The 24,507-nt window shown below is 74.0% G+C and carries 20 protein-coding genes and 2 pseudogenes; 12 read left to right on the top strand and 10 right to left on the bottom strand.

Translation table 11 applies throughout. The features are described 5' to 3' along the window. From EF903_RS33905 to EF903_RS09640, 5 genes and pseudogenes are all read left to right on the top strand, one after another. Nucleotides 1-370: pseudogene (locus tag EF903_RS33905) on the top strand (hypothetical protein); the annotation flags it as partial. Beyond that, entirely contained in the window at nucleotides 367-900 is a 534-nt protein-coding gene (locus EF903_RS09655; RefSeq protein WP_125542776.1) for a roadblock/LC7 domain-containing protein, read from the top strand. The pseudogene EF903_RS33905 and the gene EF903_RS09655, both read left to right, overlap by 4 nt. Continuing rightward, a complete protein-coding gene (locus tag EF903_RS09650; RefSeq protein WP_125542775.1) occupies nucleotides 897-1,340 on the top strand; it encodes a DUF742 domain-containing protein in 444 nt (147 codons plus the stop codon). The genes EF903_RS09655 and EF903_RS09650 overlap by 4 nt, the downstream gene beginning before the upstream one ends. Continuing rightward, complete coding sequence (locus tag EF903_RS09645) at nucleotides 1,321-1,938, top strand: ATP/GTP-binding protein (protein WP_125542774.1); 618 nt, start codon at nucleotides 1,321-1,323, stop codon at nucleotides 1,936-1,938. Before EF903_RS09650 ends, EF903_RS09645 begins: the two co-directional genes overlap by 20 nt. Before the next feature lie 85 nt (nucleotides 1,939-2,023). Further along, complete coding sequence (locus tag EF903_RS09640) at nucleotides 2,024-3,412, top strand: styrene monooxygenase/indole monooxygenase family protein (protein WP_185902593.1); 1,389 nt, start codon at nucleotides 2,024-2,026, stop codon at nucleotides 3,410-3,412. Between the two features lie 167 nt (nucleotides 3,413-3,579). Here EF903_RS09640 and EF903_RS35100 read toward each other — a convergent pair. The 6 genes and pseudogenes from EF903_RS35100 to EF903_RS09610 form a co-directional block, all read right to left on the bottom strand. Continuing rightward, nucleotides 3,580-3,969: pseudogene (locus EF903_RS35100) on the bottom strand (C40 family peptidase); the annotation flags it as partial. Nucleotides 3,970-4,859: 890 nt separating this feature from the next. After that, nucleotides 4,860-5,468, bottom strand: coding sequence for an ATP-binding protein (locus EF903_RS09630; RefSeq protein WP_390335475.1), 609 nt, complete (start codon nucleotides 5,466-5,468; stop codon nucleotides 4,860-4,862). Between the two features lie 142 nt (nucleotides 5,469-5,610). Next, nucleotides 5,611-6,378, bottom strand: coding sequence for an enoyl-CoA hydratase/isomerase family protein (locus EF903_RS09625; RefSeq protein ID WP_125542771.1), 768 nt, complete (start codon nucleotides 6,376-6,378; stop codon nucleotides 5,611-5,613). 87 nt (nucleotides 6,379-6,465) lie between these two features. Then, nucleotides 6,466-7,683 carry an Ig-like domain-containing protein gene (locus EF903_RS09620; RefSeq protein ID WP_260615035.1) on the bottom strand — a complete coding sequence of 406 codons (1,218 nt, stop codon included), beginning with the start codon at nucleotides 7,681-7,683 and terminating at the stop codon, nucleotides 6,466-6,468. Between the two features lie 187 nt (nucleotides 7,684-7,870). Then, a complete protein-coding gene (locus EF903_RS09615; protein WP_125542769.1) occupies nucleotides 7,871-10,093 on the bottom strand; it encodes a choice-of-anchor A family protein in 2,223 nt (740 codons plus the stop codon). A 161-nt stretch (nucleotides 10,094-10,254) separates the two neighbouring features. Continuing rightward, nucleotides 10,255-11,478: an Ig-like domain-containing protein gene (locus EF903_RS09610; protein WP_125542779.1), complete on the bottom strand. Its 1,224-nt coding sequence runs from the start codon at nucleotides 11,476-11,478 to the stop codon at nucleotides 10,255-10,257. Nucleotides 11,479-11,657: 179 nt separating this feature from the next. On the opposite strand from EF903_RS09610, the gene glgX reads away from it, so the two are divergent. Then, the gene (glgX, locus tag EF903_RS09605; RefSeq protein ID WP_125542768.1) at nucleotides 11,658-13,928 is read left to right on the top strand and encodes a glycogen debranching protein GlgX; all 2,271 of its coding nucleotides are present in this window, start codon (nucleotides 11,658-11,660) and stop codon (nucleotides 13,926-13,928) included. Nucleotides 13,929-13,966: 38 nt separating this feature from the next. Here the strand turns inward: glgX and EF903_RS09600 are convergent, their stop codons facing one another. Then, nucleotides 13,967-14,461, bottom strand: coding sequence for a MarR family winged helix-turn-helix transcriptional regulator (locus EF903_RS09600; RefSeq protein ID WP_260615032.1), 495 nt, complete (start codon nucleotides 14,459-14,461; stop codon nucleotides 13,967-13,969). A 70-nt stretch (nucleotides 14,462-14,531) separates the two neighbouring features. On the opposite strand from EF903_RS09600, the gene EF903_RS09595 reads away from it, so the two are divergent. Both EF903_RS09595 and EF903_RS09590 read left to right on the top strand, forming a co-directional pair. Then, nucleotides 14,532-15,734 carry an MFS transporter gene (locus tag EF903_RS09595; RefSeq protein WP_125542766.1) on the top strand — a complete coding sequence of 401 codons (1,203 nt, stop codon included), beginning with the start codon at nucleotides 14,532-14,534 and terminating at the stop codon, nucleotides 15,732-15,734. A 64-nt stretch (nucleotides 15,735-15,798) separates the two neighbouring features. Continuing rightward, the gene (locus EF903_RS09590) at nucleotides 15,799-16,521 is read left to right on the top strand and encodes a CDP-alcohol phosphatidyltransferase family protein (RefSeq protein WP_125542765.1); all 723 of its coding nucleotides are present in this window, start codon (nucleotides 15,799-15,801) and stop codon (nucleotides 16,519-16,521) included. Here EF903_RS09590 and EF903_RS09585 read toward each other — a convergent pair. Beyond that, complete coding sequence (locus EF903_RS09585; protein WP_125542764.1) at nucleotides 16,502-16,984, bottom strand: adenylyltransferase/cytidyltransferase family protein; 483 nt, start codon at nucleotides 16,982-16,984, stop codon at nucleotides 16,502-16,504. The two genes, EF903_RS09590 and EF903_RS09585, sit on opposite strands and share 20 nt — an antisense overlap. A gap of 172 nt (nucleotides 16,985-17,156) precedes the next feature. Here EF903_RS09585 and EF903_RS09580 point away from each other — a divergent pair, with 172 nt between their 5' ends. Then, nucleotides 17,157-18,362 (top strand): glycosyltransferase, encoded by a 1,206-nt coding sequence (locus tag EF903_RS09580; RefSeq protein ID WP_125542777.1) that lies wholly within the window; start codon nucleotides 17,157-17,159, stop codon nucleotides 18,360-18,362. 970 nt (nucleotides 18,363-19,332) lie between these two features. Here EF903_RS09580 and EF903_RS33900 read toward each other — a convergent pair. Continuing rightward, complete coding sequence (locus EF903_RS33900) at nucleotides 19,333-19,863, bottom strand: hypothetical protein (RefSeq protein WP_185902592.1); 531 nt, start codon at nucleotides 19,861-19,863, stop codon at nucleotides 19,333-19,335. Between the two features lie 191 nt (nucleotides 19,864-20,054). On the opposite strand from EF903_RS33900, the gene EF903_RS09570 reads away from it, so the two are divergent. Further along, nucleotides 20,055-21,248 (top strand): hypothetical protein, encoded by a 1,194-nt coding sequence (locus EF903_RS09570; protein WP_125542763.1) that lies wholly within the window; start codon nucleotides 20,055-20,057, stop codon nucleotides 21,246-21,248. A gap of 28 nt (nucleotides 21,249-21,276) precedes the next feature. On the opposite strand, the gene EF903_RS09565 is transcribed toward EF903_RS09570, so the two are convergent. After that, the gene (locus EF903_RS09565) at nucleotides 21,277-22,788 is read right to left on the bottom strand and encodes a hypothetical protein (protein ID WP_399420486.1); all 1,512 of its coding nucleotides are present in this window, start codon (nucleotides 22,786-22,788) and stop codon (nucleotides 21,277-21,279) included. Nucleotides 22,789-22,919: 131 nt separating this feature from the next. Here EF903_RS09565 and EF903_RS09560 point away from each other — a divergent pair, with 131 nt between their 5' ends. Both EF903_RS09560 and EF903_RS09555 read left to right on the top strand, forming a co-directional pair. Beyond that, a complete protein-coding gene (locus EF903_RS09560; protein WP_125542762.1) occupies nucleotides 22,920-23,459 on the top strand; it encodes a WcaF family extracellular polysaccharide biosynthesis acetyltransferase in 540 nt (179 codons plus the stop codon). Continuing rightward, nucleotides 23,456-24,507: glycosyltransferase (locus EF903_RS09555; protein WP_125542761.1), on the top strand; the 1,052-nt coding region annotated here is incomplete at its 3' end. The genes EF903_RS09560 and EF903_RS09555, both read left to right, overlap by 4 nt.

Raw genomic sequence — 24,507 nt, 5'->3', positions numbered from 1 at the left:
GGTCTTCACCGCCGGCGGCGGCGTACCCGCTGCGGCCGAGCCGCACCGGCACGCCCCCGCCGACAACGAGTGGGTCCCCCGCCAGGGCAGCCACCCCCAGCCCGGCACCACGGAGGCCGTCACCGACAAGGGCCTGCCCAAGCGGACGCCCCGCGTCGTCGCCGCCGACCGGGCCCGGACGGCCCCCGGCGCCGCCGCCGGACCCGGCGCGGCCCCCGCACGGCCGGCCCCGCGCCGCGTCGACGCGGAGGAACTGCGCCGCCGGCTCGGCGGGTTCTACCAGGGGACGCGGGACGGACGGCGCGTCGTCGCCGCCGAACTCGCACAGGACACCGACCAGGGGGACACCGCACAGGAGGCACGCACATGACCGCGCCCAGTACGTACGGACTGAGCACCCAGGCCCGCAACCTGCAGTGGCTGCTGACCGACCTGGTCGAGGAGGTGCCCGGCGTCAACTCCGTCGCCGTCGTGTCCTCGGACGGGCTGCTGCTGCTGTCCTCCGACCCCGGCGGCGCGGCCGCGGCCTCCGCCGGGGGGAGCGGCCCGGGCGCGGGACACGGCGCGGGACACGGCCCGGGCGGCACCGGCCGGCCCAGGGGCCCGCGCGGCGCGTCCGCCGACCTCGCCACGATCGTCTCCGGCCTCGGCAGCCTCACCACCGGTGCGGCGGCCCTCATGGAGGGCGGCAGCGTCAAGCAGACCATGGTCGCGATGGAGCACGGCTCGGTGTTCGTGATGGCGATCAGCGACGGCTCGCTCCTCGGCGTCCACGCCACGCCCGACTGCGACATGAGCGTCGTCGCCTACCACATGGCCCTGTTCGTCGGCCGCGCCGGACACGTCCTCACCCCCGAAGTCCGCAGCGAGCTGCGCCAGTCCATGGAGAACACCCCGTGAGAGGTACGGCCTCCGACCGGCTTCCGATACGCGGAGCCGATCGCCGACCCGCCCGCGTCCGCCCGTACTCCCTGACGGGCGGCCGCACCCGCTTCACGCAGGTCCTGCACGTCGAGACGTTCGTCGCCGCCCTCGACAGCCGCGTCTCGCAGCCGCAGCATCCCGGCGGCGGCAACGCCGCCGAGGAGGCGTCGGCCGCGGACCGCGACGCCGGCCGGGACCGGATGCCCGAGATGCCGGCCATCGTCGAGGTGTGCCGCCGCATGCGCACCATCGCGGAGATCGCCGCCCTGCTCAAGCTGCCGCTCGGCGTCGTCCGCGTCCTCGTCAGCGACCTCGCGGACCAGGGCAGGGTCCGCGTCTACGGCACCGGGCACGGCCCGGGCCGCCCCGACCGCGCACTGCTCGAAAGGGTGCTCAGTGGCCTTCGCCGTCTTTGAACCCGGCATCGACGACGAACCCGTCCAGCCCTGGCAGTACGACCGCTCCCGCGCGCCCGTCGCCGTCAAGGTGCTCGTCGCGGGCGGCTTCGGCGTCGGCAAGACCACCTTCGTGTCGTCGGTCTCCGAAATCGCCCCGCTGCGCACCGAAGCGGTGATGACGCAGGCCAGCGTGGCCACCGACGACCTGTCGGCCGTGCCGGAGAAGAACACCACCACCGTCGCCATGGACTTCGGCCGGGTCACCCTCGCCGACGACCTCGTGCTGTACGTGTACGGGACGCCCGGCCAGGAGCGGTTCTGGTTCATGTGGGACGACCTCGTGCGCGGCGCGATCGGCGGGATCGTCATGGCGGACACGCGCCGCCTGCGCGACTGCTTCCCCGCGCTCGACTACTTCGAGAGCTGCGGGCTGCCGTACGCCGTGGCCGTCAACCACTTCGACGGCTCCCACGCGTACGAGCCGGAGGACGTGCGGGAGGCGCTCACCATCCCGGACCGCGTACCCGTACTGATCATGGACGCGCGGCGCCGGGAGACCGTCGTCGAGTCGCTGCTCATGCTCGTCGGGCACGCCCTCGAAGCGACACCCGAATAGCGGCGGGACCCACCCGTCGCACCCGTCCCGCCCTGCCCCGCCCGCACCACCAGCCACCCACCCGTACCCCGAATCGAGACGTGAGATGCGCAAGATACTCGTCGTGGGAGCCGGCCAGTCCGGTCTCCAGCTCGCCGTCGGCCTCCGGGTGAAGGGGTACGACGTCACCCTCATGTCCAACCGGACCGCGGACGAGATCCGCACCGGCCGGGTCATGTCCACGCAGGTCATGTTCGACACCGCCCTGCGGCACGAGCGGGACCTCGGGCTCGACTTCTGGGCCCGGCACGCCCCCCGGATCCAGGGCCTCGGCGTCTCCGTCGCCGGGCCCGACGGCACCCGCGCCGTCGACTGGCTCGGGCGCCTCAGGGCGTACGCGCAGTCGGTGGACCAGCGGGTGAAGATGGCGGGCTGGCTCGACGCGTTCGTCCAGCAGGGCGGCCAGCTCGTCGTGCACAGCGCGTCCGTCGCCGACCTGGACTACTTCTCGCGCACCTACGACCTGGTGCTCGTCGCGGCCGGCAAGGGCGAGCTCGTGTCGATGTTCGGGCGGGACGAGGCGCGCTCCCCGTACGGCAGCCCGCAGCGCGCGCTGGCCGTCTCGTACGTGCACGGGCTCGCCCCGAGGCCCGAGCACCCCGGGACGGAGGCGGTGCGCTGCAACCTGGTGCCGGGCGTGGGCGAGCTGTTCGTCATGCCCACGCTCACCACGTCGGGGCGGGCCGACATCCTGTTCTGGGAGGGCGTCCCGGGCGGCCCGCTCGACGTCTTCCGCGGCGTGAACGACCCGGCCGAGCACCTCGCGCTGACGCTGGACCTCATGAAGGCGTTCACGCCGTGGGAGCACGCGCGCACCGCGGAGGTCGAACTGACGGACGCCGGCGGCACCCTGTCGGGCCGGTACGCGCCGACCGTCCGCAACCCGATCGGGCGGCTGCCCGGCGGCGGGGCGGTGCTGGGCGTCGCGGACGTCGTCGTCGCCAACGACCCGATCACCGGGCAGGGCGCGAACTCGGCGGCCAAGTGCGCGGCCTCCTACCTGTCGTCGATCCTGATGCACGGCGACAAGCCGTTCGACGAGGCGTGGATGAAGGCCACCTTCGACAAGTTCTGGTTCACCACCGGCAAGCCGGTGACGCAGTGGACGAACGCGATGCTGGCGCCGCCGCCGGGGCACGTGCTGGAGCTCATCGGCGCCGGCGGGCGGTACCAGGACGTCGCGGACCGGTTCGCCAACGGCTTCGACGACCCGGCCGACTTCGACGCGTTCTTCTACGACCCGCAGGACGCGGCGGACTACCTGGCGGAGGTGCGGGGCGCGGAGGCTGACGGGGACGCGGGCGCCGAGGCGGGCGCGGAGGCGGGCGCGGGCGCGGAGGCGGGCGGTTCCGAGGCGGCAGCCGTGCCGGGTTCCCGGTCCGTGCCCGGTTCCCGTGCGGCGTCCGCACCGACGGGCGGTCCGGCCGCCGAGTAGCCGGTGTCGTCCCCGGCCGAGGCCGCCTCGGGCAGCGGCGGCGGGACGAACGACGCCAGCGGGGTGTCGCCCGCGTCGGGGCGCACCGCCCCCAGCAGCGGGTTCGCGGCGATGGGCGACACCTTCACCGCGGCGCCCGGCCGCGGGGCCTGGATCACCTTGCCGTCGCCGATGTAGAGGGCGACGTGCGTGGCCGTCGGGAAGTACACCACCAGGTCCCCCGGCCGCAGCCGGTCCAGCGGCACCCGCGGCAGCCGCGCCCACTGCTCCTGGCTCGTGCGCGGGATCGCCCGGCCGGCGTGGGCCCACGCCTGCGAGGTCAGGCCCGAGCAGTCGAACGCCTCCGGGCCCTCGGCACCCCACTCGTACGGCTTGCCGACCTGCGCGGCGGCGTAGGCGAGGGCCGAGCCGCCGGCAGCTGTCGGGGTGCGGGCCGCCGTCGAGGCGGGCGCGCCCAGCGCCCCCGACGCCAGGAGCTCGCGCTGCGCGGAGTCGGCGTTCCGGGCCTCGCGGGCGTCCACCTGTGTGAGCTGGTCGGGGGTCAGGGCGGCGAGCATCCGCTCGACCTCCCGCAGCCTGCGGTCCGCCTCCTCCTTCAGCTCCTTCTTGCGGGCCGCGCCCGCTTGCTGTGCGCCGAGGGCCTTGCGGGCGGCGGTGGCGAGGGTGTCGGCGCGCTGTTCGCCGCGGGCGAGGCGGGCGAGGACGCCCGCCTGGCGGGCGCCCTCGCGGGCGGCGAGGCGCCGCTGGTCCTGGGCCGCCCGCAGATCGCCGGTGAGCAGCACCCGGGCGTACGGGGACAGGCCGCGCACCCCCTGGTACTGCTCGCGGGCGATCCGGCCGGCGGCGGCCCGCTCGGCGGCGAGGGCGGCGCGGGCGCGGCCGAGCTCGGTGCCCAGGCGGCGCTCGTCGTCCCGGCGGGCCTTGAGGGCGGCCTCGGCGGCGTTGTAGGCCGGTGCGGCGGAGGGGTGGGCGCCGCCCGCGCCGCAGGCGGTGGCGAGGGCTCCGGCGGCGGCTGCCGCACCGGCGCGGAGGGCGGACCTGCGGTCCGGGTAGCAAGGCACCCGCCCATTTAAGGGGTCGTTGGGGTGAGAAGTAACGATTGACCCAATTCGGGATGCCGGCCGGAGAAGACCCATCCGGGGGTACACCCCGCATCCGATCAAGGATTCACACGGACGGGTGGATACCTATTCATGGATTGCGAGGTACGTGGCTGACCTCACCTAAGATTTAGCGGGAAAGTCTTAGGATATGCACACTTATGTCCGAGTTGGGACTTTTGGCATTCGGTCCCCCGTCTGCCATAGTCGGAATCACGGCTTCCCCATTGACCCGAGCGAAGTCGCCCACGCCGAGGATCACACCCCCTTCGATCCTCGGCGGACCCATGAGGCCCCCACGACGCCCCATCTCGGCGCACGGGGGCTTCAGGCGTTCCGGGGCCCGCTCAGCGGTCCGCCACCCGCATCTCGAACCAGGTGATCTTGCCGCGGGGCAGCAGGTCCGCGCCCCACCGGTCGGACAGCTTGTCGACCAGGAAGAGCCCCCGCCCCGTGGTGTCCAGCTCGTGCACCGGCATCAGGCAGGGCAGCCCGCGCGAGGGGTCGCGCACCTCCACCCGGATCCAGCCGCGCCGCCGCACCATCCGTAAGCCGAACGAGCGGGCGCCCGTATGGCGCACCGCGTTGCCGACGAGCTCGGACACCAGCAGCACGGTGTGCTCGGCGACCTGCGGGGAGAAGCCCCAGAAGCGGATCACCACGTACTGGGCGAGCCGGCGGGCGGTCCCGGCCGAGACCGGCATGGACGGCAGGGTCACTTCCGCCTCGGCCGGATTGCCGTACTCCTCCACCGCGCCGAGGCCCTGCTCGTCCTCCAGTGCCGCCGTCGGCCGCACGGCCGCGGCGCCGCCCTGCGGCCGCGGCTGCTCCACACCTTCCAGGCCCGCCATGCCCCCATCATGGACGGCCCGCGGGCCCGCCCGGGCCGTTCCGCGGGAAAACACCCCCCGCAGCGTGACGCCGCGCAGGGGTGCCCCGTCATATGCGCCGGGCAACCGGAAGCCCGCCCGGGGGCGCTGAACTGGGGTGACGCACCGCAGTGCGAGGACCACCCGCGGTCGATCGCGCGCCCCGCTTAAGGCTGCCTTAATGCCGGGCTAATCCACCCCCAGGGAGGACCGGTGAATTCCCGCCGCCTCAGAGGAACTTGGCCTTGCCCGGGCCCTCCTCGACGAAGCTGCGCATGCCCCGCTCCCGGTCCTCGGTCGCGAACAGGCCCGCGAACCAGTTCCGTTCGATGGTCAGGCCCGTGTCGATGTCCGCCTCCAGGCCCGCGTCGACGCACTCCTTCGCCGCGCGCAGCGCGATGGCCGGGCCCTGGGCGAGCGCCGCCGCCCAGGCGTGCGCCTGCTCGTACACCTCCGCCGCGGGCACGACGCGGTCGACGAGGCCGAGCGCGAGCGCCTCGTCCGCCTTGACCATCCGGCCGGTGAAGATCAGGTCCTTGGCCTTGGACGGGCCGACCAGGCGGGCGAGGCGCTGGGTGCCGCCCGCGCCGGGAATGAGGCCGAGCAGGATCTCGGGCTGGCCGAGCTTGGCGTTGTCGGCGGCGATGCGGTAGTCCGCGCAGAGCGCCAACTCGCAGCCGCCTCCCAGCGCGTAGCCGGTGACGGCCGCCACGACCGGCTTGGGGATCCGCGCCACGGCGGTGAAGGCGTCCTGGAGCGCGCGGGACCGGGCGACCATCGCCGCGTGGTCCATCGTCTGCATCTCCTTGATGTCCGCGCCGGCCGCGAACACCTTCTCGCCGCCGTAGAGGATGACCGCCCGGACGTCGGCCCGGTCGGCGGCCTCGGCCGCCAGCTCGCGCAGCCGGTCCTGGGTGGCGGTGTCCAGGGCGTTCATGGGCGGCCGGTCCAGGCGGATGGTGCCGACGCCTTCGGAGACTTCGAGAGAGATGGTCATACGGGGAAGGTTAGCGCCGGTTAACACCAAACGGCCCGGTGCCGTGGGTCACAGCACCGGGCCGCAGTCGGCGGGCTCGCGGAGGAGCTACTTGATCCACTCCGCCCAGTCCATATTCCAGCCGTTGAGGCCGTTGTCCGGGGCGATCTGCTTGTCCTTGGAGTTCTTCACGATGACGACGTCGCCGATGAGCGATTCGTTGAAGAACCAGGCGGCGGGCTGGTTGCCGTCGTAGGCGCCGCGGACGTCCTTCAGGCCGATGCAGCCGTGGCTGACGTTCTGCGAGCCGAACGTGCTGGCCGGCGCCCAGTAGTTGCCGTGGACGAAGGTGCCCGAGGTCGACAGCCGCATCGCGTGCGGGACGTCGGAGATGTCGTACTCTCCTCCGAAACCGACGGTCGCGCCGTTCATCCGGGTCACCTTGTACTTCTCGCTGATGACCATCTGGCCGTTGTACGTGGTCGTCGACGGGGCGCCCGCGGTGATGGGCAGGTTCTTGATGACCTGGCCGTCGCGGACGACCTGCATCGTGTGCTCGCTCGCGTCGACCGTGGAGACCTGCGAGCGGCCGATGGTGAAGCTGACCGTGCGGGTCTGCTTGCCGTAGACGCCCGGCCGGCCCTCGACGCCGTCCAGGGCGATCTTCACGGTCACCTTGGTTCCGGCGGCCCAGTACTTCTCCGGGCGGAAGTCGAGGCGGTCGTTGCCGAACCAGTGGCCCTCGATCGGGACGGACGGCTCGGCCGTCACCGTGATGGCCTTCTCGACCGCCTCGGTGTTGGTGATGCCGCGGGTGAAGTTGAACGACACCGGCATGCCGACGCCGACGGTCTGCCCGTCCTCGGGCGTGTAGTGGCCGACGAAGGTGTTCTTCGGGGTGAGGGTGGTGAAGGTGGTGTCCTTGGCGGACTCGCGGCCCGCCTCGTCCTTGGCGACCGCGTGCACCTTGTACTCGGTGGCCGATGCCAGGTGCCGCGCCGGCTCCCAGCCCGCGCCGTCCGCCGATATCCTGCCCTCGACCTGGTTGCCCTTGGTGTCGGCGACGGTCACCGCGGTGAGCTTGCCGCCGGTGGCGGTTATCTTCAGGACGCCGCTGGTGGCCACTTCCTTGGACCCGTCGTCCGGCTTGACGGTCACGACGGCCTTGGAGGCCTCCGTCCCCGTCCTGGCCGCGCCCCCCGCGCCTGCGCTGCCGGCGCCGCCGGCGTCGCCGCCGTTGCTGCACGCGCTCGTGAACAGCAGCGCCGCTCCCAACAGGAGGGCCGGCAGACCGGTGCGGCGGGCACGGCCGCGAATCGGCTGCAGCTTCACTTTTCTCTTCTCCCCATGTCCCCCGCGCGCGGACGCTCGCGCGCTTGCCCACAGGAAAACACACGGAGACATCACGAAGAGAAACGGTCATGTCACCGTTCCGTCCCAACACCCGGCAGCGGGCGGCGCAGGGCCCCCGCGCGGCTCCTGCGCCTCGCGGGGGCCCTGCGGGGACACCGGATCAGGAGCGCGGCTTCTCGGCCTTCTCCCGCTCCTTCTCCTTCTTCTTGTCCTTGTCCTTCTTCTTGTCCTTCTCCTTCTCGTCCTTCTCCTTCTTGTCCTTGCCGTGCTCCTTGTCCTTGCAGTCGCACGCGCCCTCGCGGCGGTTGTCGACCGTCACGGCGACGGTGGCGCCAGGGGTGTTCGCGTCCAGGACGAGCGGGCCGGTGACGGGGTTGCGCGGAAGCACGTAGCCCGGGGGCACGGCGGTCTCCACGACGTAGTACGAGCCAGGCTCCAGCTGCCGGAATCCGCAGCGGCCCTCGGCATCGGTGGTGCAGCCCGACCCGATGCGGAGGTCCGGGTTCGCGCCTGCGGTCTGGAGCCCCTCGGTGCCGTTGGCCTCCTTCCAGAGGTCGAACGCCGCCCCGCGCAGCGGCAGCTGCGTCGCCTTGTCCCGCTTCAGCACCTGGACGGCGCCGCCGCCCTCGCTGCGCCGGGTGTTGGGGAGCGTCACCGTCACCCCGGCCGGCGCGTTCTGCGCCGTCAGCACCACGGTGGCGACGGGCTGGGCGGGCGGCTCGTACCCGGCGGGCGCGGCGGTCTCCCGCCAGTAGTAGGTGCCGGGCTCGACCTCGCGGGAGCAGCGGCCGTCCGCGCCGGTGGTGCACTCCGCGCCGACGCGCTGGTCGGGGTTGATGCCGAGGGTCTGGAGCCCCGCCGTCCCGTTGGCCTCGCGCCACAGCTCGAAGACGGCGCCTGCCAGCGGGGCGCCGCCCGCGGCGTCCACCTTGCGGACGGCGACGCGGCCCGTGACCGGCTGGGGCAGCCTCGTGTTGTCGACGGTGACGCCGACGCCCGCTTCGGCGCCGTCGGCGGTCAGGGTCAGCGGGAAGACGGGGTCGGCGGGCAGTTCGTAGCCGGCGGGGGCGGCCGTCTCCCGCCAGTAGTAGGTGCCGGGCTCGACCTCGCGGGAGCAGCGGCCGTCCGCGCCGGTGGTGCACTCCGCGACGCGGGTGTCCGGGTCGGCGCCGGTGAACTGGGCCCCGTCCTGCCCGTTCGTCTCCCGCCAGAGCTCGAAGCGGGCCCCGGGGAGCGCGGCCCCGTTCTCGTCCCGCTTGAGCACGGACACCGCGCCGGTCACCGGCTCGGGTCCGGGACCGCATTCGGGGAGGTCGCCGGTGAAGGGGTAGGCGTGGAACTCCTGGCCGCTGCCCGGGAGGGTGGAGCTGCCGTGGGTGACGGAGCCGGTGGTGAAGAAGCGGCCGTTCATGCCCGGCAGGGTGACCACGGTCTCGGAGGCCTGGTTGCCGATCAGGACGCTGCCCTGGAACTGGCCGGTGCCGTTCAGGTTGACCGCCGCGGCGTCCGGGAAGTTCCACAGGAGGCGTTCGCGGTAGGCGTTGAGGGGGTCGGTGTCCGCGATCCCGCCGCTGAAGGTGTTGATGGTGCGGGCGGCCCCGAGGACGTTGACGAGGATGGTGGCGTTCGCGGGGATCCGGGCGAAGCGGATGCCCTGCTGGCCGTTCATGGCGCCGGGGTTGACGAGGTCGGCGTCGACGTTGAACACCTGGAGGGGCGAGGTGCCGTCCCCGGTGAAGAGGGTCTCGAAGCCGCTGTTGACGGCCGTGCCGGTGGCCGGACGGGGCTGTCCTTCGACCCGGGCGTAGCACTGGCTTGCGGCGGTGAGGCGGTCGCGCAGGCCCGCGTAGGGGGCGGCGGCGTCGGGGTCGGCGACGAGGGTGCCGGTGACGGTGCCGGTGAGGGAGCCGCCGTGGCGGACCACCCCGGTGTCGGCGAGGAGGCGTTCGCCGTCCGCGACGGTGACGTCCCGGCCGGTGGTGAGGAAGTCCCCTCCCGCCGGCGGCGGCACCAACGAGCCGGCACCGACGACGCCCACGTTGTACCGCTGGTCCCCGCCCGCCTGCTTGTCCTGGTCGAAGTCGCCGAGGACGACGAGGCGGCCCTCGGCCTCGGAGGCGGTGCCGCGGACGCGGAAGTCCCCGCCCGCGAAGATGTTGACGGCGTTGTCGCGGCCCACCGGGATGCCGTTGCTGCCGATCGGCGGGAAGGGGCTGGGGCAGTCGCCGGGGACGCACGGGCCGAGGCCGCCGGGCAGCGGAGCCCGCGCCGCTGCCGCGGCGGGCCGTTCCCCGCTGGTGTCGGCGCCCAGGGCCGCGGCGGGCGTGCCCGCGGCCACGGCGGCTCCGATCGCGAGCCCGAGGGCCCAGTTCCTTGCTGACATGAGACTCCGTCCTTGCCTGCGCTGATGTGCCCTGTCAGGCTGCGGGCGGGGTCAGGCGGGGGGCGCGCGGACACTCCCTGCGCTACGGCAATCCGGTCATGCGAATTCACCCGCGCGCCCGCAGGGGCGGGAGCGCGGGCGGGCGGCGGCCGGGGCGGCGGTCAGGACAGGGCGGAGCCGGCGGCCCACTCCGTCCAGGACATGTTCCAGCCGCCCAGCCCGTTGTCCGGGGCGACCGTCTTGTCCTGCGAGTTCACGACCTCCACCACGTCCCCGACGAGGGTCCGGTCGAAGAACCAGCCGGCGGGGGTGTCCGAGCCGCCGCCCTTGTCGTCGCGCAGGCCCACGCAGCCGTGGCTGGTGTTGGCGGAGCCGAAGGTGTCGGGGCTGACCCAGTAGTTGCCGTGCAGGAAGGTGCCGGAGGTGGTGAGCCGCATCGCGTGCGGGACGTCGGGGATGTCGTACTCGCCGCCGAAGCCGACGGTCTGCCCGTTCATGCGGGTGACGTCGTACATCTCCATCACCACCATCCTGCCGTTGTAGGTCGGGTTCTCCGGAGACCCGGCGCTGATGGGGACCGTCGACAGCAGCCGGCCGTCGCGGCGGACCGCCATGGTGTGCGCGGCGGCGTCCACCGTGGAGACCTGGGCGCGGCCGACGGTGAAGCGGACCGTCTTGTCCTGGATGCCGTACGAGCCCGGGGCGCCCTGGACGTCGCGCAGCCTGATGCGGACGGTGACCTCGGTGCCCGGCTTCCAGTAGTCCCGGGGCCGGAAGTCGAGGCGGTCGCGGCCGAACCAGTGGCCGGCGACCTCGACGGGGGGATCGGCGGTGACGGTGACGGCCCGCTCCACGTCGGCCCGGTTCTCGATGGGCCGGCTGAACCGGAAGGACACGATCATGCCGACGCCGACGGTGGAGCGGTTCTCCGGCTTGAAGTACCCGATGAAGCGCTCCTCGGGCACGTAGGTCGTGAAGGTGGTGTGGCGGGCCTGGCGGCGGTTGTGGCCGTCGACGGCGACGGCGTCCACGGTGTACTTGGCGGCGAGCGCGAGGCGGCCGGCGTCCGGGTCGGGGCTCCAGCTGAGCCCGTCGGGGGCGATCGCGCCGGGGACCCGCACCTCCTGGGCGTCCTCCACCTTCGTGACGACGACGCGTTCCAGGCGGCCCTCGGGGACGCGGACGCTCAGCGGCCCCTCGGCGGGGACGTCCTCGGCGTTGTCCTCGGGGGTGATGCGGATGGCCTCCGCCGGGGAGCGGGGTTTGCCGGGCAGCTGGATCTCGACCGGGGAGCCGCCGCCCTCGCCGGTGCACGCGGACAGCCCGCCCAGCAGGCACGCCCAGGCCGCTGCGGCGGCCAGGGCCGCCCCTGCCCGCCTCGTCAGAAGTGTCACGATCCCTCCAACGACCGGGTCCCGCCGGGGAAACGTCGCCGCGGCCCACGTTCCGGGGGGAACTGTCCGGGCAGAACAGTGGGAAGGACCAGACGGGGGCGGGACCGGGCCGGGACGCCCGGACCGCAAGCCCTGCCCCCGCCGGTACCGAGGAGCCGTGGAGGCGGGCAGTGTCGAGCGCAGCCGAGCAAGATGCGGTGGATGCCGCGGTGGACGCAGTGGAGGCACCGGGGGTTCCCCGGGCCCCGGGGGCCGTACGGGTGGCGGGGCCCGGCGCCGCGGCGGAGCCGGCCGGGCCGCCGGTGTGGCCCGGGTCCTCGCACCCGCTGGGGGCCCGCTTCCGGACCGGGCCGGACGGGACGGCAGGCACCAACTTCGCCCTGTGGGCGCAGGGCGCCGAGGCGGTGGAGGTCTGCCTCTTCGACGCGGACGGCGCCGAGACGCGGTGTGCCCTGACCGAGCTGACGCACGAGATCTGGCACGGCTTCCTGCCCGGAGTGCGGCCCGGCCAGCGGTACGGCTACCGGGTGCACGGCCGGTGGGACCCCTGGACGGGGGCCCGCTTCAATCCGGCGAAGCTGCTCCTCGACCCGTACGCGCGGGCCGTCGACGGCGACTTCACGCTGCCCCCGGAGGTGTACGGGCACGTCCGGGACTGGCCGCAGCAGTACATCGCCGACACGGTGCGCGACGACCGGGACTCGGCGCCGTTCGTGCCCAAGGGCGTCGTCGTCCACGATGACGACGACTGGTCGGACGACGTCCGGCCGAAGACGCCGTGGGCCGACTCGGTGATCTACGAGCTGCACGTGCGCGGGTTCACGATGCGCCATCCGGGTGTTCCCGAGCACCTGCGCGGCACCTACGCGGGCCTCGCCCACCCGGCGGCGGTCGAGCACCTGGTGCGGCTCGGGGTGACGGCGGTGGAGCTGCTGCCGGTGCACCAGTTCGCACACGAGGACCACCTGCTGCGCCGGGGCCTGCGCAACTACTGGGGCTACAACTCGGTCGGCTACTTCGCGCCGCACGCCGGGTACTCCTCCAGCGGCACGGCCGGCCAGCAGGTCGGCGAGTTCAAGCGGATGGTGCGGGCCCTGCACGCGGCGGGCATCGAGGTCATCCTGGACGTGGTCTACAACCACACGGCGGAGGCGGGCGAGCTGGGGCCGATGCTGTCGCTGCGCGGCATCGACAACCGGGGCTACTACCGGCTCCAGCACGACCAGCGGCGCTATGCCGACTACACGGGCTGTGGGAACACCCTGCACGCGGGCCGGCCGCACGTGCTGCGCCTGATCACGGACTCGCTGCGGTACTGGGTGACCGAGATGGGGGTGGACGGCTTCCGCTTCGACCTCGCGGCGGCGCTGGCCCGGTCCATGCACGACGTCGACATGCTGTCGCCGTTCCTCGCGGTCATCGCGCAGGACCCCGTGCTGCGCCGGGTGAAGCTGATCGCAGAGCCGTGGGACGTGGGCTCGGGCGGCTACCAGGTGGGGGCGTTCCCCCCGCTGTGGACGGAGTGGAACGACCGCTACCGGGATGCGGTCCGGGACTTCTGGCGGGGCGCCCTGCCCGACGTCCGGGACCTCGGCTACCGCCTGTCGGGGTCGAGCGACCTGTACGCGTGGGGCGGGCGGCGGCCGTACGCCTCGGTGAACTTCGTGACCGCCCACGACGGCTTCACCCTGCGGGACCTGGTGAGCTACGAGCGCAAGCACAACGAGGCGAACGGGGAGGAGAACCGGGACGGGACCAACGACAACCGCTCGTGGAACTGCGGCGCCGAGGGCGAGAGCGCCGATCCCGGGATCGGGGCGCTGCGGCGGCGGCAGCTGCGCAACCTGCTGACCACGCTGCTGCTGTCGACGGGGGTGCCGATGCTCGTCGCGGGCGACGAGTTCGGCCGGACGCAGGGCGGCAACAACAACGCGTACTGCCAGGACAACGAGATCGGCTGGGTGGACTGGTCGCTGCTGGAGGATCCGCAGTGGCGGGAGCTGTGCACGCTGGCGTCGCGGCTGGTGGCGCTCCGCCAGGAGCACCCGGTGCTGCGCCGTCGGGCGTTCTTCTCCGGCCGGCCGCAGGCGGCGGACGGCCTGCGGGACCTGGCCTGGTTCACTCCGGCCGGGGCCGAGATGACGGAGCAGGACTGGTACGCGCCGGCCGCGGCGCTGGGGATGTACCTGTCGGGGCGGGACATCCCGGGCCGGGACGGGCAGGGCCGGCAGGTCGCGGACGACAGCTTCCTGGCGCTGCTGCACGCCGGGGACCGGCCGCTGCCGTGGGTGCTGCCGGGGCCGCCGTGGGCGGCGGAGTACGAACTGCTGCTGGACACCTCGCGGGAGGACCAGGCCTCGGCGCCGGGCACGCGGCACCGGGGCGGGGAGGAGCTGGCGGTGCCGGCGCGGTCGGTGCTGCTGCTGCGCGTGGCGGACTGAGGGAGGCGGGCGGGCGCGGCGCGCGGCGCGGTCGCGGGCTACTTCGCCTCGACGTGCAGCAGCATGCGCTTGAGCAGCGCGGAGAGCGCGGCGCGCTCGCCGTCGTCGAGGGGCTCGACCATCTCCGCCTCGGCGATGCCGCGCCAGCGCATGGCGTCGATCCAGCGGCGGTGGCCCTCGTCGGTGAGCTCGACGTCGACCCGGCGGCGGTCCCCCTCGGCGCGGACCCGCCGGACCAGCCCGGACTTCTCCAGGGTGTCGAGGCGGCCCGTCATCCCGGCCGGGGAGAGCAGCAGTTCGGCGGCGAGTTCGGCGGAGGGCGCCCGCCAGGGGGCGCCGCGGCCGGCGAGCCGGTGCATGGTCTCGAACTCGAACTCCTGCAGGCCGGTCTCGGCCAGGGCCCGCTCCTTGCCGGACTTCACGTGCTTGGCCAGCAGCTGGATCCGGGTGATGACGCCTTCCGTGGGCACGTCGAAGGGCACCTTGCCGCTCCAGCGGGCGATGTGGCGGTCGACGGAGTCCTCTGTGTCCATGGGGGGATTATCGCACCCGCCGCCATATATTTCGTTGACGAATGATTCGCTGGCGAAATAGCCTGCTGTCATGACCTCGCCGATCCGGAGGCTTCTCGCAGGGCGCACCTGCGCCGCCTTCGCCACCGCCCTCATCCCCACCACCCTCACCCTCGCCGTCGTGCGCGGCGGTTCGGCCTCGGACCTCGGCATCGTGCTCGCCGCGGAACTGGTGCCGATGCTGCTCCTGCTCCCCGTCGCCGGGGTGGCCGCCGACCGCTTCCCCGCCCGGCGCGTCGTGCTCACCGCCGACCTGGTGCGCGCCGCGGCCCAGTTCGGGACCGGGCTCCTGCTGCTGGCCGGGCCGGTGCGGATCGGCTGGCTCGCCGCGCTCGCCGCCGCGACCGGCGTGGGCGTCGCCTTCGGCAACCCGTCGGCCCGGACCCTGGTCGCCGCGGTCGTCCCCGCCCCCGACCGGCTGCGCACCAACGCCCGGCTCGGCGTGGCGGGAGGGATCGCGCAGATCGCCGGCCCCGCCACCGCGGGCGGGGCGGTGCTGGCCCTCGGCGCCGGGTGGTCCTCCCTCCTGACCGCCGCCCTGTTCGCCGGCTCCGCGTTCACCCTCGGCGGGCTGCGGCCCCTCCACGCCCCCGCGGCCCGGGTGCGGGCCGGGTTCGCCGACGAGCTGCGGGGCGGCTGGGCCGAGGCGCGCCGCCACCCGTGGTTCCTGGCCAACGCCCTCGCCCACGGCGTCTGGCACCTCGCCGCCGGGCTCCTGCTGACCCTCGGGCCGCTGATCGCGGTCGAGAGCCTGGGCGGGGCCGGCTCCTGGGTCGTCATCGCCCAGGTGGGCACCGCCGGACTGCTGGCCGGGGTGTGGGCGGCCGGGCGGCTGCCGATCCGGCGCCCGCTGTACGGGGTGGCCGTGGGGGCGGCGGTGCAGGCCCTGCCGCTGGCCGCGTTCGCGCTGCGGCTGCCCCTCGGCGTGACGGCGGCCGCCTACTTCGCCGCGATGTTCGGGCTGGGCGTCCTCAGCCCGCTGTGGGAGACCGAGCTCCAGCGCCGGATACCGCTGGAGGCGCTGGGCCGCGTCGGCTCGTTCGACACCCTGATCTCCTTCGCCTCGCGCCCGCTGGGCCTCGCCGTCGCCGCCCCGCTCGCGGCCGCGGCGGGCACGGCCGTGCCGCTGCTGGCCGCCGCCGTCCTCAGCGCCGCGGCGAACCTGGGCGTGCTGCTGCTCCCGGACGTCCGCGCGGCGGATTCCGCACGGGAGCCCGCTCCGGCCCTGCGATGATGTGGCCTTCGTACACACGTGCCTCGCCCGGGCAGGTGTGCCGTCGCGGGAAACAGGGGTGCGCATGGCGAGTGTCGGAACCGCGCTGCGGGAGCTGCGCGGCGCGCAGAAGTCGGCGAAGGGGGTCTCGCTCTATTCGCGGTTCGTCAACCGGCCGGCGGGCCGCTACCTGGCCGCCGGGTCGTACGCCCTCGGGCTGACCCCCAACCAGGTCACCCTCGTCAGCGCCGCCTTCAGCTTCGCCGCCGTCGCCGCCGTGGCCCTCGTCCCGCCGTCCTGGGCGCTCGGCGCCGCCGTGTGGGCCGCGCTGGCCGCCGGCTTCGCCTTCGACTCGGCCGACGGGCAGCTGGCCCGGCTGCGCGGCGGCGGCAGCGCGGCGGGCGAATGGCTCGACCACGTCGTCGACGCGGCCAAGCTGACCGCGCTGCACTCCTGCGTGCTCATCGCCTTCTTCCGCTTCCCCGAGGCGTACGGCACGGGTTCCGCCGGCTGGCTGCTGGTGCCGCTGGGCTTCCAGTTCGCGGCGGTCGTCACCTTCTTCGGCGGGCTGCTGACGGAGAAGCTCAAGCCCCGGCCGGCGCCGGGCAGCCCCGCCGCCGCGCCGTCGACCCTGCGCGCGGCGGCCCTCCTGCCCGTCGACTACGGCGTCTTCTGCCTGGTGTTCCTCCTGCTCGGCGGCGGCGGGCTGTTCCGCTGGGCGTACGCCGGCCTCGGCGCGGTCGCCGCCCTGTTCCTGGCGGCGTTCCTCGCGAAGTGGTTCCGGGAGCTCAGCGCCGTTCGGCGGTGACGCCCTCCGCGGGCGGCCCGGCGAGCGCGTCCAGCGCCCGGCGCAGCTGGGTGCTGGAGGTGTGCACCGTGTAGGGGAAGTAGACGACGTCGACGCCGACGGCGGCGAAGTCGCGCTCCAGCCTGTCGCCCTTGGGGGTGCCCCGCCAGTCGTCGCCCTTGAAGAGGACGTCGAAGCGGACCTGCTTCCAGGTCTCCACCTTGTCCGGGACCGTCTCGACGAACGCCGCGTCCACGTACTTCACGCTGCGGACGATCTCCAGCCGCTCCACGAGCGGGATCATCGGGCGCCGCCCCTTGGCCAGTTCGGCCATCTCGTCCGAGACGACGCCGGCCACCAGGTAGTCGCAGCGGCTCCGGGCGTGCCGGAGGATGTTGAGGTGTCCGATGTGGAAGAGGTCGTACGCGCCCGGCGCATAGCCGACTCGATACGGTCTGCGCGCCCCGGCGCCAAGTTCGGACATGTCCTGCTCCGTCATGAGTTACCCCCCAGCAACCACACCCCCCGGTGTGGTGGATTAGCAGACAATAGCGTGCACGTTCCACGGCATGCCGGTGAACGAATAGGGTGACCAGCGCATCATCCTGGGGAGAAGGGGACCTCACGTGTCCACATCCGGCCACCGGCGCTTGCTGCTGGTTTCCACCAACTACGCTCCCGAGCACGCGGGGATCGGCCCGTACGCCACCCAGATCGCGGAGCACTGGGCGGAAGTCGGCCACGAGACGCACGTCCTCGCCGGCATGCCGCACTACCCGTCGTGGTCGCTGGAGCCGGAGTACAAGGGGGCGCTCCGGCGCACGGAACGGCGCACTGGGGTCACCGTGCACCGGCGCGCGCACACCGTGCCGGCCCACCAGACCGCCGTGAAGCGCGCCCTGTTCGAAGGATCGATTCTCCTGCACGGCGCGGTGGCCCCGCCCCGCATGGGCCGCCCCGACGCCGTCATGGCGCAGATGCCCAGCCTCGCAGGCGGCATCCTCGCCGCCCGCCTCGCGGCGAAGTGGAAGGTCCCGTTCGTCCCCGTCGTGCAGGACCTGATGGGCGCCGCCGCCGCGCAGAGCGGCATCAGCGGCGGCGACAAGGCGGCCGTCCTCGCCGGGCGCGCCGAGGCGTACGCCCTGAAGCGGGCGGCCCTCGTCGGCATCATCCACGAGACCTTCACCGACCGCGTCGTCGGCATGGGCGTCGACCCCGGCCGGATCCGCCTGGTGCCCAACTGGTCCCACGTGCCCCAGCCCAGGCGGCCGCGCGCCGAGACCCGGCGCCACCTCGGCTGGGCGCCCGGCCAGACCGTGGTGCTGCACTCCGGGAACATGGGCCTCAAGCAGGGCCTGGAGGTGCTCGTCGGCGCCGCCCGCCTCGACCCGTCCGTCCGCTTCGTCCTCATGGGCGACGGCAGCCGGCGGGCCGCGCTGGAGTCGCTCTCCGCCGACGTGCCGAATCTGGACATCATCCCCCCTGCCGCCGACGGAGAGTTCCCGGATATCCTCGCCGCGGCGGACGTGCTCGCCGTGACGCAGCACGCGGCCGTGCTCGACATGAGCGTGCCGTCCAAGCTGACCTCGTACTTCCAGGCCGGCCGGCCCGTCGTCGCCTCCGTCGCCGCGGAGGGCGGCACGGCGCAGGAAGTGGAACGTTCGGGAGCGGGGGTGCTCGTTCCGCCGGAGGACCCCGAAGCGCTGCTCAAGGCCGTACGGGTCCTGGCCGAGGACCCCGCGGGCGCGGACGCACTGGGCGCGGCGGGGCCCCGCCACGTCGCGGCCCACCTGAGCCGCGAGGCGGGCCTGGCCCGCATCGACGCACTGATAGACGAAGCACTTGGGGGTCCGCAGCCGTGATCGAGACGAACCGCCCCGCAGCGGTCCCGGCCGAGGACGAACCCGACCTCCTCCGGGACCAGTTCCGCCAGCTCCTGCGCTACCGGCGGCTGATCGGCGCGGGCATCGGGGTCGGGCTGCTGGGCGGTGTCTACCTCGGCATCTCCACGGCCGACACCTACGTGGCCACCACCGACGTGGTGCTGCGCGCGCCCACCGACGACCCGTTCAACCCCAGCCTCGCCCCCGACAAGGCGATCAACATCGGCTCCGAGCGGCAGGTCGCCCTGTCCAGCTCCATAGCCAACGAGGCCGCGAAGAAGCTGGGCGTCACCTCCAAGGACTTCGCCGCCTTCCGCGCCGGCCTCCAGGTGACCAACCCGCCGCAGACGATGGTCCTCCGCTTCACCTACACCGCGTCCTCCCCCAAGGAGGCCGCGAAGCGCGCCAACGCGATGACCGACGCCTACCTGCTGAAGCGGCAGGAGGCCCTCGACGTCACCCGCGACAAGATGGTCAAGGGCTACCAGGACCAGCGCGACCCGGTCGCCAAGCAGCTCGACGAGCTGGTCCGGCAGATCAACGGGATGCCGGCGGGCCCGGCGCGCGACGCCGCGTACTCCTCCAAGACCGACCTGCAGAGCAAGGTCAACACCCTCAACAGCAACATCGCCAAGCTCCAGGCCCTGGACATGGCCCCCGGCCGCGTCACCAGCGCCGCCACCCCGCCCGGCGACGACGACGGCCCGGGCATCGTGATGTCCCTCGCCCTCGGAGCCGCCGTCGGCCTCGCCCTCGGCCTGCTCGCCGCCTGGGTGCGGCTCGTCTTCGACCCGGCGCCGCGCTCCGAGGGCGACGTCGCGCGCGCCCTGCGCGCCCCCGTCCTCGGCTCGCTGCCCAAGGACAAGAGCCCGGCGGGGCCGCTCCTCGCCGCGGGCGAGGAGGATCCGCGGCTCGCCGAGGCGTTCCGCTCCGTCGCCTTCCGGCTCGCCTACGACTCCCGCTTCGCCGACCGGCGCCGGCTCCTCGTCGTCGCCCCGCGCGGCAGCAGCGAGATCGCCGCCGCGGTCGCCGTCAACCTGGCCGCCTCCTTCGCGGAGACCGGCAAGGACGTCCTGCTCATCGAGGCCGACCTGCGCACCCCGGTGCTCGCCAGCCAGCTGCCCACCGACGCCGGCGGCCGGCCCCGCTGGAGCCAGATGCCGGGCGGTTCCGGTACGGGCGCCCCCGGGGCGCACGGCGACTCCGAGTGGCCCGACGGCCGCCAGCTCGTCGTCGACGCCGGCGAGTCCGGAGCCTTCGACCTCATCCCCGGCGACCGGGTGCGCAACGTGGCCCGCGCCCTGACCTCGCCGCGCGCCACCCGCCTCATCTCCGAGGCCGACTCCCCCAACTCCACCGTCGTGGTGCTCGCCCCGCCCGTCCTGTCGTACGCGGACGCCCTCGCGCTCGTCGACCGCGTCGACGGCGTGCTGGTGGTCTGCGACCCGCGCGCCGTGCACCGCACCGACCTGGTCCGCATCCGCGAGCTCATCACCGGCGCCGGCGGCACCGTCCTCGGCGCGGTCGTGCACGCCCCGCTGCCCGTCGAGAAGCGCGGCCGCGGCAAGTCCAAGGGCGCCCCCGCGGCGCCCTGGCGGGGGCCGCGGAGCAGCACATCCCGGGCGACGGCACGGACACCGTGGCGCTGCGCACCGTCCGCATGGGCAACAGGTGAGCCGGCGGAGCCTCGCCGCCGTCACCTCCGTCCTCGACCAGGCCGCGTCCAGCGCCACCAACATCCTGGTGGTGGTGCTGGCCGCCCGGCTGTCCACCGCGGCCGGCTTCGCCGACTTCTCGATGGTGTACGTCGCCTTCAGCGTGCTGCTCGGGCTGAACACGGCCTGCGTGGGGCAGAGCACCGTCCTGGAGAAGGACGCGGAGCGGCTCGGCGCGGTGTGCCGCTCCGCCCTCGGCTTCACCGCGGCCGCCTCGGCCGCGGCCGGGGCGGTGCTCGCGGTCACCGGAGCGCTGCTGCCGGGGGACGCCGGGGCGGCCTTCCTCGCCCTGGGCATCGTCCTGCCGGCGGTGCTGCTCCAGGACGGGCTGCGGTACTGCTTCTCGGCGCTGCGCACGCCCGAACGGGCCCTGGCCGCGGACGCCCTGCGGCTGGTGTGCGCGGTCGCCGCGCTCCTCGTCCAGCCCGACGGGTCCGCGCCGGGGCGGCTGGTGCTGGCGTGGGGCCTGTCCGCGCTGCCGGCGCTCGCCCTCGGACTGCTCCTGCTGCGGCCGTACGTCCGCGGTGCGCGCGCCGACCTGCGCCCGTACCTGCGGCGCGGGCACCTCGGGCAGCGCTTCGCCGTGGAGTTCGCCGTCGGCAACGGCGCGAGCCAGCTCGCGGTGCTCGGGCTGGGCGTGTTCGCGACCCCGCTGGCGGTCGGCGCGCTGCGCGGTGCGACCACGGTGTTCGGGCCGCTGAACGTGCTGTTCAACTCCGCGAACGCCTTCGGTCCGCCGGTCGTGGGCCGGGCCTCCGGAAAGCGGGGCGTCATCCGGATCACGGCGGCGATGGGCGCGGCACTGGCGGTGCTGGGCGCCGCGTGGGGGGCCGCGCTGTACGCACTGCCGGACTCGGTGGGGCGGCGGCTCCTCGGCGACACCTGGGAGGCGGCGTCGGCGCTGCTGCCGGCCACGGGGGCGCAGTACGCGGTGATGGGGCTGGGCACGTGCGCGCTGCTGACGCTGCGGGTGCTCAGCCCGAAGGCCACGCTGTCCCTGCAGGTGGTGTTCTCTCTGCTGTCCGTGGGCTTCCTGCTGGGCGGGTACGCGCTGTTCGGCGTGGCGGGAGCCGCGTGGGGGCTCGTCCTGGGCTCTGCGGCGAAGGCGGCGGCGGCCTGGCTGCGCGCCGCCCGGCTCCCCCTCCCCTGAGTCCGCCGGCGGCCTGCGCCGCCGCCCGTCAGCGGAGGGTGGTGGCCTTGTCCGTGCGGTACGTCGCCACCAGCGCCAGGCACAGCGCCGCGATCGCGACGCGGCCCGACGCCTGCAGCAGCGGCCCGCGCAGCAGGATGAACGAGTAGCCGGCGACGAGCGGCACGACCACGGAGATCAGGCTGCCGGGCGGCGCCCGCCGCGTGGCCCGCTTCGCGTACCGCCGGTCGACGCGTGCGGCCGCGTATCCCATCCCGAGCAGGCCGGCGCCCATGCCGAGCGGGCCGAAGTCGATCCACAGCTCGGCCCAGATGGGGGACGACAGGTTGGTGTTGACGGTGCCCATCCACTGGCCGACCATCACGCCGGTGTCGCGCGGCTTGCCCGGCCACACCGAGCGGGGCACCGCGAAGAAGACCGACCCGGCGAGCTGGCGGCCGTAGAAGTGGCCGGGCCCGGACTCCGAGAAGGTGATCGTGTTCGCGAACATGCCGATCTGGTCGTAGTCCTTGAGCGCCATCGGCTCCAGGAACGAGGTCGTCTCCACCGGCTTGTAGTTCTTCTCGTCGTACCGGAAGCGGTCCGCGAACGGGAAGACCAGCAGGGCGACGACCACCGCCATCGACAGCGCCACCCGGTACATGGCCGCGCTCACCGGGAAGACGGTGAAGAGCAGCGCGAACATGACGGTGAGGAACCAGTAGCGCGGGTTCGAGATGGGGTTGTTGACGACGAGGTTGAGCCCGCACAGCGCTGCCCAGGTGACGATGACCGACACCTTGCGGCGCGCGTACTTCGACGTGATCAGCCAGCGGGTGTACAGCAGCAGCGCGAGCAGCGCCGGGACGGTGCCGAAGCCCCGGAGGAACGCCTGCCCGGCCTGGCCGTCGCCGTTGGAGACGCCCGCCTCCTGGATGCCGGCGATGATCTCCTGGCGGCTGGAGAAGAACACCGCGGGGCCGCCGAGCTTGAGGATGAAGACGGCCGAGCAGCCGAAGGCGAGGACCGTCAGCAGCTGGAGGCGGCGCCGGTGCGCCATGACGGGCCGTACGGCCTGGCTGCGGGCACCGGACGTCCTGACGGCGGGCCGGTGCCGGGCGAGCAGGACGCCGACGTCGAAGGCGGTGCAGCCGAGCAGGACGAGCCCGATGGCGAGGGTGAGGTCGGAGCGCGGGCCGACCACCGGGGTCGGGACGCGGCCCAGGACCGCCTGGGCGAGCGGGGCCACGCCCATCGCCATGTAGACGAACAGCCAGAAGGATCCCTGGAGCAGCTTGCGGCGGCTGGTCAGGATCATCGCGGAGAGCCGTACGCCCGCGTACATGGTCAGCAGGAGCTGGAGCCAGAAGGCGGCGTCGCGGCGGCCGTCGCCGGTCTGGACGGCGACGATCAGCGGCAGGAAGACGGTGAAGCCGAGGATCAGCGGGACGGACAGGGCCCGGGAGAGCAGGGTGCGGGGGGTGGTGACGCGGCCCCAGCGGGCGGCTTCCGCCTCCTCCCGCGGGTCCGGGCGGAGCGCCTCGATGAGGGGCTTGCGTATGTCCGTTGCCACTGCTGCCCCCACCCCATGTGCCTGATCCGGCGGCAGTCTAGTCTGAGCGGGCTGCGCCAGGGGAGGCGCCGCCCGTGGGGGCCCCGGGGGACGCCGGGGAGAACGATGAGGTGCGACCGTTGCGTGATCTTCCTTCCTTCACGTTGGCCGGGTACGACAAGGGGCGCGGCCTGCTCGTGCAGGCCCTCTGGTTCGCCCTGATGAACACGGTGTTCATGGCGTGGTTCTGCCCGGCCCGGCTGCGGGTGGCCCTGCTGCGGGCCTTCGGCGCCGAGATCGGCGAGGGCGTCCTGATCCGGCACCGGGTGCGCGTGCTGTGGCCGTGGAAGCTCTCCGTCGGCGACCACACGTGGATCGGCGAGGGCGCCTGGCTGCTGAACCTGGAGCCGGTGTCCATCGGCGCGAACGTCTGCGTCTCGCAGGAGGCCATGCTCTGCACCGGCTCCCACGACCACCGGGCGGCCGACTTCCGCTACCGCAACGCACCCATCACCGTCGAGGACGGGGCGTGGGTCGCGGTGCGGGCGACGGTGCTGGCCGGGGTGACCGTGGGCCGGTGCGCGGTCGCGGGCGCCGGCTCGGTCGTCCACAAGGACCTCCCCGCCCTGACCCTGCAGACGATGGACGGGCGCCGCCGCCCCGTCGAGGAGCCCGAGTGAGAGTCCTGCACGCCGTCACCCTGCACTCCCCCACCCACGCCTTCGGCGGCCCGGTGCGGGTCGCCCTCAACCTGGCCCGGGGGCTGCGGGAGCGCGGCCACGAGGCGGCCCTCCTCGCCCTCGGCGAGGGCTTCGGCGAACCCTGGCCGACCGAGGTCGAGGGGGTTCCCGCGAAGCTGTTCCCGGCCCGCCGGATCCTCCCCCTCGGCTTCAGCGGCATGACCTCCCCGGCCCTGCTCGCCTCCGCCGGGCGGCTCGTGCGCGACGCCGACGTGGTCCACGTCCACCTCGCGCGCGACCTGGTGACGCTGCCGGTGGCGCTCGCGGCGCTGCGGGCCGGGCGGCCGCTGGTGCTCCAGACGCACGGAATGGTCGACCCGAGCGGCAGGCTGCTGGCGAAGGTGCTGGACGCGCTGGCCGTGCGCCGGGTGCTGCGCGGCGCGGACGCGGTGCTGTACCTGACCCCCCACGAACGGGAGGGCCTGGACGCGGTCGTGGGCGGCCCCCTTCCGCAGGCCGTTCGGCTGGTCAACGGCACCCCGGCGCAGGAGGCGCGCCCCGCCCCCCAGGGGCCGCCGCGCATCCTGTACTCGGCGCGGCTCCAGGCCCGCAAGCGCCCCGTCGACTTCGTGGACGCCGCCCCGGCCGTGCTGGCGGCGCACCCGGACGCCGTGTTCGTCGTGGCCGGTCCGGACGAGGGCGAGCGGGCCGCGGTGCTGGCCCGGATCGCCGAACTGGGCCTGGAGGACCGGTTCACCGTGCCCGGGGCCCTGTCGTCGGCCGAGGTGCTCGCCGAGCTGCGCCGGGCGCACGTGTACGTGCTGCCGTCGGTGGACGAGCCGTTCCCGATGTCCGTGCTGGAGGCCCTCGCGGTGGGCGTGCCCCCGGTGGTCACCCACTCCAACGGGCTCGCCAAGGACGTCGCCGGGTCCGGCGCCGGCCGGGCCGTGGAGCCCGGCCCGGCGGGCGTGGCCGCGGCCGTGCTGGAACTGCTGGACCCGGCGGCGGGCGTCGCCGCCTCGCGGGCGGCCCGCGCCCTGGCCGCGGA

Origin of the sequence: Streptomyces sp. WAC05292 (assembly GCF_003949955.1) — a bacterium.
GTDB lineage: Bacteria > Actinomycetota > Actinomycetes > Streptomycetales > Streptomycetaceae > Streptomyces > Streptomyces globosus.
Note: the sequence above shows the minus strand (reverse complement) of the source record. Positions and strands in the feature narration are given on the sequence as shown.